Source organism: Microbispora sp. NPDC088329 (assembly GCF_040685655.1).
Classification (GTDB): Bacteria; Actinomycetota; Actinomycetes; order Streptosporangiales; family Streptosporangiaceae; genus Microbispora.
The window spans coordinates 246,181-258,795 of the sequence record NZ_JBFBIP010000005.1 but is presented as its reverse complement, the minus strand read 5'-3'; the positions used below and the strand labels follow the sequence as shown (position 1 = coordinate 258,795).

Here is a 12,615-nt window from a genome sequence, read left to right as displayed (position 1 = left end):
CACTCTAAGAGGCCTCGGCCAGCTCCCGGTAGGTGTCGCGTACGACGAGCAGCCGGTCGAGGCGGAACCGCCCCGGCTCGGCGGCGCGCACGGCGCGTCCCCGCTCCGACCAGAACGCGTCCTCGGGCACCTCGTCCTGCCCGGGCGGGACGAATTTGATCACTTCCTCGACCGCGGCCCGCGCGATGGACAGCGCCTGCCGCTCCCCACCCTCCGGCACGTTGCCCGCCGTCAGGTCGGCCACCCACAGCCACTCGCCGGGGTCCAGCAGCTCGGACGGCTCCGTGCCGCCGAACGCCGGGAAGCCGGAGGGCGTCACCTCTCGTTCCGGAAGACCGAACAGGTGCTCCCGCTCGGCGCCGCACGCCGCGCACCGCCCCTCGTAACAGGTGACCGGCTCCCCCTCGACGCTCACCAGGCCGCTGTCCCAGTCGGTGTCCGCCGAGCCGCACGCGCACGGGTTCAGGTCGAGATAGAGGTGTGCCTCGTCCCTGCTCCTGGCGATCGAGTAGGGCATCAGACCTTCCTCACCTGTCGCTGTCCGGTGTCCTCCGATGCGGGGACGTCCTCGTCCTCGTCGTCGGGCGGCTCCCCGCCTGAGGGGTTGCTGAGCCCGCGCATCCGCTCCCACACGTCGGGGACCGGCGCCTGGGGCGGCACGGTGACCCACGGCGGCGGGGGCGCCGCCTGGCCGCGCGCGCCGAGGTCGCGGGCGACCGCCTCGATCTCGTGCCGCAGCCGCGCCCGCTCGCCGTCCGAGGTCGCGGTCAGCCATTTGCGGGACAGGTAGGCGTGCTCGTTGCGGCGGGCGACGGCGCAGGCGTCGTGGCCCGGATCGAGGGCGTCCAGGAAGGCGCGCACCACCCCCTGCCCCGTCGCCGCCCGCTTCTGCAGGGTGTCGCCGACCTCGTGCAGCAGCACCCGGGCCACCACGTCCGGGGCCAGCCGCGGCGCCAGCCGGATCACGTGCGGGTCCGTGCCCGTGTGGACCTCCGTACGGCCCGGGCGCCCGCCGCCGGGGTCCTCGACCAGTACGGCGAAACGCTGCGTGCCGAACCGGGCGGTCTCGACGGTGACGACCGTGCCGTCCGGCGTCACGGTCACCGCGTGGACGCCCCGGCCGAAGTCCGCGGGGCGCAGGTCGGCGACGGCCGGGGGAATCTCGTCGTTCGACAGGTCGGGCAGGTGCGGGGCCCTGCCGCCGGCCACGAACGCGGTCCCGGGGATGGGCTCGGCCGTCACGCCGCCGGCGGACGGGGCGGTGACGAGGGAGGTGCCGCCCCAGGTGGCGTCCGCGGCCGTCTCCGGCACCGGCCAGCCCGGGCCGGCCGGTGCGGGCCGGGCGACGCCGAGGGCGTCGAGCCGTTCGCCGATCCGGCCGGCGAACCCGTCGGACCGCCCGCCGTTCTGGAGGTCACCGTTCTGGAGGTCACCGTTCTGGAGGTCACCGTGCAGGTCACGCAGGTCGAGGCCGTGCTCCTCGGCCAGCGCCACCAGGTCGGGCGGCACCGTGCCGAGCGCCTCGGCGAAGGAGTCGCCGGACAGCTCGCCCGCGGGCGTGGCGTGGTAGCGCTCGACGCCGCCGTCGGGCCGTCTGAGATGGAGGTGGACGTCGGCGCCGAGGTCGCGGGCGAGCAGCCTGGCCTCCTCCACGAGATGCATCGACCCGGTCTGCGTCTGATTCGTTTGGCCGACGTCGGCGACGATGCCCACCGGCAGCGTCCCCGTCCGGCCCCTGAGCGCGTCGGCCATCGCCCTGCCGGGCGCGGCCGGGTCGTACGACGGCTGCCTCGCGGCCAGCGCGCGCACGGTCTCGAGGGAGAAGAAGACGCCGGGGCCGGTTGCCCGCTGCCGATGGAAGTCCCACCGCGGCCGGGCGGCGCCGGCGTCGCGGCGTGCCAGCATCTCCTCCAGCTCGTGGTGGAACATGATCAGGTGGGCCGTGCCGGTCGCGCCGTGCGGGATGTCCACGGTCCGCAGCACCGTCTCCGCGCCGTCGCGCGCCACCTGGCACACCTCGAACCGGAGGCCGAAGTCGACCCGGAACCGCACCTTGGCCCCGGTGCCCTTCTCGAAGACGCTGGTCTCGTCGCGGTTGCCGCCGCCGCCCGCGCTCGACTGCGCGGTCTGGGCGCCGGCGCCGAGGCCGGTGCCGGCGCCCACGGCGTGCCCCGCGCTGTACGTGCGGCCGAGCGGCAGCATCTGCCCGCGGTCGGTGGACGTGCCCGCCGTGTTCTGCTCGCGGTCGACCTGCCCCAGCTCGGTGTCGTTCAGGCCGAGGGCCACCGGGTCGGGCTCGGAGAGGCCGGCGTGTATCCGCACGTCCACCACCTGACCCGGTCTGCCGGGCATGGGCAGCCGGATGAGCCGGTGCCCGTCGGGACCGGTCATCCGCTCCAGCCGGGTCGTGAGGCCGTTCCCGGTGAGCGCCTTGGCCAGTTCGGCGTAGTGCTCCATGGTGGCGGCCCCGCCGAGCAGGTCCTGCCGGGAGAGCCGGTCGAACACGGCACGCAGCAGGTCGTCGGCCCTGAGCCGCTCGGTCACGAAGACCTCCGGCGGCACGACCCGCCGGACGTCCGGCCGGACGGGCGGCCGCTCGGGGACCGTGCCCTCCTTCGCCACCATGCCGTCCGGCAGCACCCGGGTCATGGTGCCGCGTAGCGTGATGCGGCCGGCCCGGGGGACGCCGGTGGTTTTGGCGACCGCGCCGCGCAGGCGGCCCGACGACCGCTCGACCTCGATCGTGACGGTCACCGGATGCTCGACGAGTTGCCCGCCGCGGAACGCCGAGTGACGCTGGATGCGGGTCCGTTGGGTGCCGACGGAGGCCGTGCCGGAGTGCGAGCGGCCGGTGGCGGCCGCGCCGCCGCCGCTGCCGGCGCCCTGCCCGGCTCCGGCGTTCGCGGTGCCGCCGAACGTCGTGCCCGACGACTCGGCGGCCTCCTCCTGGCCGTATGTGTAGTCCTGCAGGATCTGGCCGAAGTCGTGGACGTTCCCGCCGTACGTCGCCTGGTCTCCGTGGAGCTCCGCCGTGATCCTCACCGTGACGTCCTCGGTGAGGTGCGGGCCGATCCTGAGCGAGTACGTCTTGACGAAGCCGGCCGGCCCGGTCATGTCGTCGATCTTGCCCCACCAGCGTTTGCCGGCGAAGTCGCCGAACAGGCTGCGCAGCAGGACCGGGTCGCGCTTCAGCGCGCCGGGCGCCACCTTTCCGACCTGACCGAGCACCTGGTCGATCAAGCGGGTTCGCATGCCGTCCGGGGTCGTGAGCCGGACCGACTTCACGGTGCTCTCGCCGAGGGAGTCCTCGTACAGGTCGGGGACGTCCACGCGGCCGGCCAGGTCCGGCAGCCTGTCGTGCATCCGCTTGAGCCGGTTCCCCTCGGCGGCCACGCGCATCGGGAAGTCCCTGGCGAGCCGCTCGGCGAGCGCGTCACGAGGGTGTTTCCTCTCCAGGTCGGGCCGGGGACGGCCGTCCCTTCGCGCCAGCGCCCGATCGGCCAGGTATCTGCGGGCCAGCGGCACCGCCGTACGCGGATCGAGCCGGAGGTTTCCGTCGAGCAGCCGCGTCACCGCGTCGGCCACCTGGTCGAGGGGCAGCGTGAGCTCGCCCCTGCCGTACAGGTCGAGCGCGTCGCGCTCCGGGAGGGAGTAGACGACCGTCCTGTCCCGCAGCGGCTCGGCGTCGGCCCGGCGGTTGCCCGATTCGTCTCCGGAAACCGTGATGTCCGCCTTCATGGCGAACACGTAGTGCTTGCCGGTGTCGATGGCCAGCCGTTCCCTGCCCCAGATCGCCGTGTCCGAGATCGACGACGATGTGCTTGCCGCCCCGGTCAGGCCGGCCCCCTCCTTGCCGCCGAACGCGCCGGGCAGGGCCTCGCTCGCGCCGATCGAGGCGTCCACCGACCGTCCGCCGCGCGCCTCGATCCGCGTGGTGTGCGCGCCCATCGTGAAGTTGATGTCGCCGATCACCAGGTCGGCCGCGGTCACGAACATCGACTCGCCCGGCCGGGCCGTGATCCACGCCGACGCCCGGTGCGTACGCAGGCCGCGCGGGCGAACGGCCATGGCGGTGCTGTACGTCGTGGCGGGTCTGTCGGGGTCGGCGGACAGCCACTCCGGGTGGGAGATGAGGTTGCGCGTGTTGAACGCCTCGGCGAGGTGGTGGAACGACACCGAGCCCGGCCGCATCGCCCTCGGCAGCACCGATCGGAGGGCGTCGAGCACGCCGGTCCCGTCCACATGCAGCAGGGTGGCCAGGCTCAGCGCCTCCGCGGACGTCGGGTGGCTGGGCGAGGGCTCGGTGCGCTGCTCCGGCAGCAGGTCGGAGGGCACCAGCACCCGCATCCACACGTCGTCGCCGCGGGCCAGCGGCGTGACCGTTCCGTCGTCCTCGATCAGGTCCACGGTCAGCGTGTGCGGCACCTCGAAGACGGCCGCCGGAGCGGTGCCCTCCGTCAGCGTGACCAGGTTGCCGGTGTCGTTGAGGGTCGTGCCGGCCGTGCGCCCCTTGTTCCGGTGGAAGCCCCCCTCTCCACCGGTCGATCCGGCCTCGCCCGGCTTCGTCTCCAGGCCGAGTCCGGGCCCGATGTCCCGGACCCGTCCGTGCGACCGGCCGGCCGAACGGCCGGAGGTCTCCGACGAGATGTCGAGGTCGGTCACGACGTCGGCGGCGCTGGTGCCCCGGAACTCCTCCTGGCCCGACTGCTCCAGCCGGATCCGCAGGGTGAGGTGCCGGCTGGCCCTGCCGATGCCCTGGGTCACCAGGTCGAGGAAGACGCCGTCCTGCATGGCCTGGTCGTACGCGGTCTGCAGGCGTGCCGGGGAGAACTGCTCGGCCAGCTCGATCATGTTGGCGATCTGGCTCGCCCGGGTCAGCGGGTCACGCGACAGGCGGCCGTTCTCGTCCGGCAGCAGGCCGTGCGCGCGCAACGCCGCCTCGACCTTCGCGCGCACCTCGTCGAGGCGGCCGGCGCTCTCCGGCCGGTCGCTCGCCTGGACGAGCGCGGGCCCGGCCCCGCTCCCGCGCGACCAGCCGGGCAGCCTGGGCAGGCGGCCCTTCGGCGTGCCGGGCTTCGGGTCGTCCCTGAGCCTGCCGTCCTTCCGTACGGCCGACCGGTCGACGGGAAGGCCGTAGCGGTACGCCTGCGGCTCCGGCATGCGGAAAAGGCCCGTGCTCCGGCCGCTCACGGGGGCGTGCGGGGCGTCGTCGGTGTTCATCCACACGGTCACCGTGTGCTCGAGCTCCAGCGCGTACGCCTGGGTGTGGCCCGCCCAGCGCTGCACACTCGGCCGGATGGCGGTCCCGCCCGCGCTCATCGACCGCGACCGCGACCAGGAGCGGGCGAGCCCGCCCGTGAGACGCGGTGTGGCGGCCTTGTAACCGTCGAGGCCGAAGGCGCCGAGCACCCTCCGGACGCCGATGGGAAGCTGGACCCCCGCGGTGCCCCTGATTTCGAAGGAGCGGCCCGCCGAGCGCGCGCCCGACGCGCCCGAGAACCCCACACGCAGCCGTTCCAGACGGTGCTTGGTGCTCGGCGTGCCGACGGGCCGCGCCGTGTCCATCACGACCCGGGTCTTGACCCGCACATAGCCGACCACGCGCCCGTGCACGGTGATCGGGCGGCGCAACCCCTCGGGATCGTTGATCGCCTCGCCGAGCCGGGCCGGCAGCTCCTTCGTCAGGATCGTGAAGATCTGGTCGCGGGTCATGCCGCCGATCTCGGGGTGACCGGTCCGCTCCGCGGTGCGCTCGGCGAGGTCCTGCAGCCCGGTCAGCCCGGTGACCCCGTGCTCGGGGAACGGCGTGCGCTGCCACTCTTTTCGCGAGAGCCGGGTGACCTCGGCCGGCCCCCGCTGCGCGTGCGTGTGCGGCAGATACACCCGCAGGCTCCGCGCGTCGCCGTCCGTGCCGCTGTCCACGCGCGCCGTCTCGGTGCCGGTCGCGGTGCGCAGCTCCACCTCCGCCGAGGCGAGCCCGTCGAGCACCAGCGCCTCGCCCGCGTTGTCCTGCACCGCGCCGGCCAGCGCGAAATCCGACGCGTTGCCGCTGAACGACTCGCTCCTGCCGAAGGCTGCGCCGCCCTTGAGCACGCCGAACTTCATCAGCAGCCCGAACCAGTGGGTGTCCTGCCACGGCTTGGTCAGGGCGTTCAGGTCGAGATTCGGCGCCAGGCGCAGCGAACGGCCGGCGGTGGCGGAGGCCGAGCGGCCGCCCTGCGGCAGCTGGCCGAGCATCGACTGGGAGTGCCGCACCGGATGGCCGAAGACCTCGACCAGGTCCGTGACCTTCAGCCGCAACCGCAGCTCTGCCCGTGTGCCGCGGCCCACCCGCAGCACCACGCCGTCCTGCGACACCAGCCATCTGAAGTTCGACCGCAACACGTGCGACAGTTCGTCGGGCGCGTAGCGCCGGTCGACCCCGGCGCGTTCGAGCATCTCGTTGACGACCTGCGTGAGCCGTTCGAGGTGGGGCAGCCGGCCCGCGGGCGTCGACTCCGACAGGGCCTCGGGCGACGGCAGGGCCTCCGCGAACGCCTCCTTGTACGCCGTGTGGGCGGCCTCCGCCTCCCGGGCCAGCCGGGCGATCTCCGCAGGCGGCGTGCTCTTCCCGCCCGTGGGGAGGGCGTTCAGGGCGTTCTCCAGCGTCTCGTACGCCGTGCGCGCCTCGACCGCCCGCCGCACCGCCCGCGCGTACGCCTCCTTGCTCCGGCGGGCGCGCTCGGCGCTCGCCCGGTGGGCGTCGCGGTCCGCGAGCGCCTTGCGGCGGCGTTCCTCGGCGCCGCGGTCCTCGTGCCGCGACGCCTTGCCGGCGGTCTCCTCGGCCTGCTTCGCGTCGGCCGTGGCCGCCCTCGTGCTCTCGATCTTCTCCTTGACCGCCTTGAGCAGTTCGTCGGCGGCGCTGGTCAGCGTCTCGCGCTGGGCGCGGGCCAGCCCGAGGAGGTCCGCCACCGGATCGGTCGCGGCCGGGCCCTGTGTGGTGGAGGCCTGTGTGGTTGGGGCCTGTGTGGCTTGGGCCTGTGCGGTGGAGGCCTGTGTCGCGGGGCCGGGCGTCGCCGGGGATGCGGCGGACGGCGGCCGGGGGGCCGACCAGGGGGGCGCCGGGGCGACGTGCCCGAGCCTTTCGATCTCACGCCCGAGCTGCTCGATCTCGTGCGCGATGGCGGGGCGCTCCTGCGCCGGGGCCGCCCGCCATCGCCTGTCCAGGAGCGCGTGCTCGCGATAGCGGGCCGTCACGCAGGCCGCACTGTCCGGCTCGGCCGTACGGCTCAGGAAGGAGCGGATCACGCCCTGCCGGGGGCCGGCGAGCCGCTGGAAGACGTCGCTGATCTCGTGCAGCCACACCCGGGGCAGGATGTCGTTCGCCAGGCGCGGCGACAGCCGTACGACGTGGGGATCGGTGGCCGTGCCGGACCGCACCCTGGTGCTGGCGAGACGGCCGTCGGGCACCCTGCCGACACGCACCCTGCCGATCTCGAACCGGAAGTGCTGCGCACCGAACCGGCCCGTCTCGACGACGACCGTCTGCTCGCCGGTCCGGCTCAGCGCCGTCACGTCCGGAGCCACGTCGGACGCGTGGAGCGACAGGAAGCCCTGCTCGGCCTCCTGCGACGACAGGTCGGCCAGGTGCGACGGCCTGCCGTCGGCGACGAACAGGCTCCGGGCGATGGGCCGGGCGGTCACCCGGCCGCTCCCCCGGGTCGTACGCGGTCCCGGCCGCGTGCCGGACGGCCCCGCCGGGTCGGCTGTTCGAGCGGAGTTCGTCGCCCGAGCGACCCCCGTGGTGGAGGAGGCCCCCGCGTTCGAGGAGGCCCCCGTGTTGGACGAGACCGAGGTGCCGGAGGAGGTCATGGTGCCGGAGGAGGCCCCCGTGTTGGACGAGACCGAGGTGCCGGAGGAGGTCACGGTGCCGGAGGAGGCCGTGGCGTTCGAGGAAGGCCTCCCGGCGGAGGCCGCGGCGTTCTGGCCTCCGCTCGCCGGGTTGGCCGTCCCATTCGTGCCGGAGGCGGACGAGATCCCGGCGAGGCTCTCGGCGCGCCGGACGATGTCCGCGGCGGTGCCGGAGGAGCGGCCGACGCGGAGGGCGTGGTCGGGTCCGTGCGGCGGGACCGCCGCCGCCTCCTCTGCCAGTCCGGCCCCCGCGTCGCTCAGCCGGTCGGGCCGCCAGCCGCGTGGGTTGTCCTCCAGCACCTCGCCCGCCACCTCGACGGCGGCGGCGCGGCCGTCCGGCGTCCCGTCGGCGAGCATGGCGAGCGCGTCGAGGGCCCCCTCAACCGGGAGCCCCAGGCTTTTCCCGGCGATTGTCGCCCCCAGCAGGGCTGCCGCCTCCGCGCGGAGCCGAGGCGCGTCCACGCCCTCGGCGGCACGCGACGTGAGCCGATCCACGAGGGCCTTCAAGTCCTCGCCCGGCAGCTGCATGGGCCTTCCGTCAGAACCGGTCAGCCAGGCGCCCTGGCCGTCGCGAAGGAAGAGCACGTCGGGCGCGATCGTGAACAGCACATCGGAAACCGCGGTACGAGCCGAAGCGTGCGCCGCGGCGACGCTACCGGAAGTGGTGCCGCCGGTCGTCCCCGGGGACCCCGCCGGTGCCGTGGCGGCCGGTGACGCCGCGGCGGATGCCGTGGTGCCACCGGACGACGGCGTCCCTGGGGACGCGGCCGGCGTGAGCGGCGCGGTCGATGTGGGCGGCGCGGTCGATGTGGCGGATGTGGACGCGGCGGGCGTGCTCACGGAGCCGGCAGCAGTGAGGGTGGCCGCGGCCGCGCCGCTCGCGCCAGTCGTGTTGGCCGCGCCAGCTGTATTGCTTGAGCCGACCGCGCTGCTCGAACCAGCCGTGGCGCTCGATCCCGCCGCACTGCTCGCGCCAGTCGTGCTGGCCGCACTAGCTGTATTGCTTGAACCGGCCGTGGTGCTCGAACCGGCCACACCGGGGTCGGCACCGCCCGCGTTGGCGGCACTGGCTGTGCCGGGGTTCGTCGTGCTCGCGCCGGACGCGGCCGGCGGACCGCCGGAGGGCTGCCCCGCGACCGACGCGGTGCTCGTGCCACCCGAGCCCGTCTGCCCGCCGTTGCCCACGGTCCCGCCGCCGGCCGTGCTCACACCGGTGGAACCCGGGTCACCACCAGGGGGCTGCCCTGCGGTGGGAGCCGGAGACGTGTCCGAGAGAGCGCGGATGAGGTCGGTGCGCACGCTCGTGTCGTACGCGGAGGCCAGGGCCGTACGCGGGCTGACGACCGCCTGGATCACGTCCGGGTTGAACGGGCTGATCGTGTTCGTGCGACCGGCGCCGCCCAGAGCGGCCCCGAGCAGCGACTCCCCTTCGGGCATCTCCCACTGGCCGTACACGAGCCCGTTCGCCAGGACGCTCCCGGCCGGGGAGGCGATCACGTTGCTCAGCCCGGTCGTCAGTGCCCTGCCGGGGAAGCGCCTGAACGCGTTGCCGAAGCCGGGGGCGTCGGTGTCCAGCCTTCTGAGCAGGGGAATCCTGTTGACCAGGTTGCTGACGGGGCGGGCGGCCCGCAGGCCGATGGCCGCGCCACCCGCCGCGCCCACCGCCGCGGCCCCGGTCTTCCTGAAGTCCCAGCCGTCGCGGGTGCCCATCTTCCCCTGCTGAAGCTGGGCGATGACGTCCCCGGCGACCTCCTCGCCGATCTCCTCGACGAGTTCCCTGCCCAGGGGGTTGGCGAGGACGCGGCTGAGCAGGCCGAGCCGGGCCGACGACAACAGCGTTCCCCTGGCGAGCGCCTGGGCCGCGGCGGGACGGCCGGCGGCGAGGGCGAGCCGTTCGAGGATCCTCTCCGTCTCCGCCCGGGCTCGGGCGGCGATCGGGCCGACGAACCGCGTGGAGGCCCCGGCGGAGTAGAAGGCGGCGACGAGCGCGATGAACGTGGCGATCAGGGCGATCCAGAACACCACGTTGACGGACAGCTTCGAATACTGCGTCTCGCGGGCGAAGTTGTCGGCCTGCGCCGCGTAGGCGAAGTGGTTGTTCGCCACCCCGAGCAGGCCGGACTGTTCCGAGTAGTGCTCGCCGAGCCTGGTCAGGAACGCCTGCATCGACGGGCCCCGCATTCCGCCGAGCACGGAGACCGCGGCGGCTCCCACCGGGTCGACGGACCCGATCAGGCTCACGGTCGCGGACCGATGAGCGCGGGCGAGCCGCCACAGCAGGCTCTCGCTCGCCTCCGGCCATGTCTGGCCCGCGGTGAGCAGGGCGATGAGGTCGTCGGCCCAGGCGGGCAGCGACTCGCCCCAGGCGGGGGTGACGTCGGCGACCGAGCCTCCGCCGTCGGCGAACTCGGGCAGCCCGTCGCCGGTCGAGACGACGTCGCCGCCTGTCGTGGCCGGGTGGCCGCCGGAGCCCGTACCGGTCGCGCCGGAGTGGGTCATCGTCAGACCCGCCTCAGGATCTCGCGCACCTCCCTGGCGCGTTCCTCGTCCATCCCCCGGGCGTTCTCGGCGCCGCGCCGTACGGCCGGGCCGAGCTCGACCACCTTGGCGGCGAGCTCCTCACCCCGGTGCATCAGCGCGTCGGGCCCGTCGCCCTGCGTGTAGGCGGAGTGAAAGGCGGCTCCGGCCGTGTCCCGCCCCCACGGTTCGGCGGCGTTGAGCCGCCGGATCTCCCGCAGGGCGGCGCCGTAGCCGCTCTCGGCGTCGGACGACGCGGCGTGCCACTGCGACAGGCCCTTGGCGAGCTGCTGCGGGCGGATGTCGACATAGTTCACTTCGAAGAGCTCGCTCATCTCTCCCCCGGCGGCTGATTCGGCAACCGCATCGACATCTGCTCCAGCACGGCGTCGAGATCTCCCTCGATGTGCGCCCTCATCTGCTCGGCGGGGATGAGCGGCGCGAAGATCTCGACGACGCGGTCCTGGGCTTTGGCCGCGGCCGCGTGGATGGTGCGGGTGATGGTGTCGGCCAGTCCGCGCGCGTCCTGCCGCCGGTAGATGCGCGGGTCGAGGTCGAGCCTGACGAGGTCGCCGTTCGCGCCGACCGTGGCCGCCACGAGCCCGTCACGCGACTTCTCCGTCACCTGTACGGCACGCGCCTTCTCGTGCAGCGCGGGCGCCTCCTCCTGCAGGCGCGTGAACGTGGCCCGCAGTTCCTCGGCGTATGCCCGCACCCCGGCGGCGTCCGGCGCCTGTCCCCCGGTCGTGTTCATCACCCCGATCGACCGCGTTCACCTGGACGATGATCTCTATACGACTTTCGGGATTATCACACCGTGACCGGAAATCCGGCTAGTGACGTGACCATGACGGTTCACCGGGCCGGGCGAGACGCGCGCCCTCGGGCACGCGGGGGTGACAGGTCTTCACTCGTGGCGTAGCGCGCGGGCGTGATGCCGACGTGCCGGGTGAAGTGCCGGTTCAGATGCGCCTGATCATGGAATCCCACACTCGTCGCCACGTCGACCGGCCGCTGTCCGCTCAGCAGGAGCCCGCGAGCCAGTTCTATGCGCTTGCCTGTGAGGTAGGCGTGGGGCGGCAGGCCGTACGTCCGCGTGAAGCAGCGGATCAGGTGGGTCGGGTCGCAGTGGAAGACGGCGGCGGCCTCGCGCAGCGACACACCCGTCCGGACACGGGCATCCAGCAGGTCACGCAGCCCGACGGCAAGGCGGTGCGCCTCGCGGCCCGGCGTCCTTTGACGGAACGCCTCAAGGTGGAAGCGAAGTCTGTCCGCGATGAACGACAAGCGCGATTCGGCCTCGAACACCTCGTCCTGGTGACGCAGCGCGGCGTGCAGCCGGTGGATCCGATGACGAAGCAGTGGGTCCGCGAGGATCGGCGCGTCCACCGCCTTGCCGATGAGGTGTTCCGGCAACACGGTGGTGTCCAGGTAGAGCACGCGCTTGCGGAAGCCGGCGGCGGTGACGGTCCTGCCGTCGTGACGGACACCGGGCGGCAGGAGCAGAACGGCGGACAGGTCCGTGGCGCCGTGCCGGCGACGGTCCAGCCCGAAGTCGACCGCGCCGTCATCGAGGATCATCAGGTCCCACGTGTCGTGGGTGTGCGCCGGGTAGGCGTGATCGGTGAAGTGCGCGTGGAACACCTCGGCGATGCCCGGCACCGGTGGCCGCCAGGCGCTGATCGTCGTCGGCGAGCGGTGAGCCATCACGCCAGAAACGTACAAGACGGGCGGCAGGAGAGCGGGCCACGCTTGTCCCGTCCGCCATCGCCCACAGGGGCGGTGCACGTCCGGAAGGTGCCGCAGGGTGTCCGTTTCCCGTGATCCCATCAACATCGCCCACAAGCTCTCCCAGTTCGACGAGTTGTGGACGCAGAAGAAAATCGCCGGGCTCAACGACTATGAGATCAAGCTCGCCAAGCTGAAGGGGGAGTTCGTCTGGCACACCCACCCGGAGACCGACGAGCTGTTCGTGGTCGTCAGCGGCCGGCTCACGATCCGGCTGCGGGAAGGCGACGTCGTCCTCGAACCCGGCGAACTCTACGTGGTGCCCCGTGGCGTCGAGCACTGCCCGGTGGCCGAGGAGGAGACGGCCGTCATGCTGGTGGAGCCGGCCGGCACGCTCAACACCGGCGACGCGGGAGGTCCGATGACCAAGGCCGCCGAACCCTTGACGTCGTGAGAGCCCCCTCGTCCCCCGCGGGCGGG

General features: G+C 73.5%; 6 protein-coding genes. 1 reads left to right on the top strand and 5 read right to left on the bottom strand.

The window, feature by feature from the left end:
• Positions 1 to 4: 4 nt before the first annotated feature.
• The 5 genes from AB0O28_RS13300 to AB0O28_RS13280 form a co-directional block, all read right to left on the bottom strand.
• Complete coding sequence (locus AB0O28_RS13300; RefSeq protein WP_363639599.1) at positions 5 to 517, bottom strand: hypothetical protein; 513 nt, start codon at positions 515 to 517, stop codon at positions 5 to 7.
• Positions 517 to 10,389 carry a hypothetical protein gene (locus AB0O28_RS13295; RefSeq protein WP_363639597.1) on the bottom strand — a complete coding sequence of 3,291 codons (9,873 nt, stop codon included), beginning with the start codon at positions 10,387 to 10,389 and terminating at the stop codon, positions 517 to 519. The genes AB0O28_RS13300 and AB0O28_RS13295 overlap by 1 nt, the downstream gene beginning before the upstream one ends.
• A gap of 2 nt (positions 10,390 to 10,391) precedes the next feature.
• Positions 10,392 to 10,742 (bottom strand): hypothetical protein, encoded by a 351-nt coding sequence (locus AB0O28_RS13290; RefSeq protein ID WP_363639595.1) that lies wholly within the window; start codon positions 10,740 to 10,742, stop codon positions 10,392 to 10,394.
• Positions 10,739 to 11,161: a YbaB/EbfC family nucleoid-associated protein gene (locus AB0O28_RS13285; RefSeq protein WP_363639593.1), complete on the bottom strand. Its 423-nt coding sequence runs from the start codon at positions 11,159 to 11,161 to the stop codon at positions 10,739 to 10,741. The genes AB0O28_RS13290 and AB0O28_RS13285 overlap by 4 nt, the downstream gene beginning before the upstream one ends.
• 101 nt (positions 11,162 to 11,262) lie before the next feature.
• Complete coding sequence (locus AB0O28_RS13280) at positions 11,263 to 12,114, bottom strand: AraC family transcriptional regulator (RefSeq protein WP_363639841.1); 852 nt, start codon at positions 12,112 to 12,114, stop codon at positions 11,263 to 11,265.
• Positions 12,115 to 12,214: 100 nt separating this feature from the next.
• Here AB0O28_RS13280 and AB0O28_RS13275 point away from each other — a divergent pair, with 100 nt between their 5' ends.
• Positions 12,215 to 12,589, top strand: coding sequence for a cupin domain-containing protein (locus AB0O28_RS13275; protein WP_363639591.1), 375 nt, complete (start codon positions 12,215 to 12,217; stop codon positions 12,587 to 12,589).
• Positions 12,590 to 12,615: the final 26 nt, after the last annotated feature.

What these genes read in the sequence shown, in the direction of transcription:
- AB0O28_RS13300 (WP_363639599.1), bottom strand. Translation starts at nt 517, where the DNA reads ATGCCCTACTCGATCGCCAGGAGCAGGGACGAGGCACACCTCTATCTC.
- AB0O28_RS13295 (WP_363639597.1), bottom strand. Translation starts at nt 10,389, where the DNA reads ATGACCCACTCCGGCGCGACCGGTACGGGCTCCGGCGGCCACCCGGCC.
- AB0O28_RS13290 (WP_363639595.1), bottom strand. Translation starts at nt 10,742, where the DNA reads ATGAGCGAGCTCTTCGAAGTGAACTATGTCGACATCCGCCCGCAGCAG.
- AB0O28_RS13285 (WP_363639593.1), bottom strand. Translation starts at nt 11,161, where the DNA reads ATGAACACGACCGGGGGACAGGCGCCGGACGCCGCCGGGGTGCGGGCA.
- AB0O28_RS13280 (WP_363639841.1), bottom strand. Translation starts at nt 12,114, where the DNA reads ATGGCTCACCGCTCGCCGACGACGATCAGCGCCTGGCGGCCACCGGTG.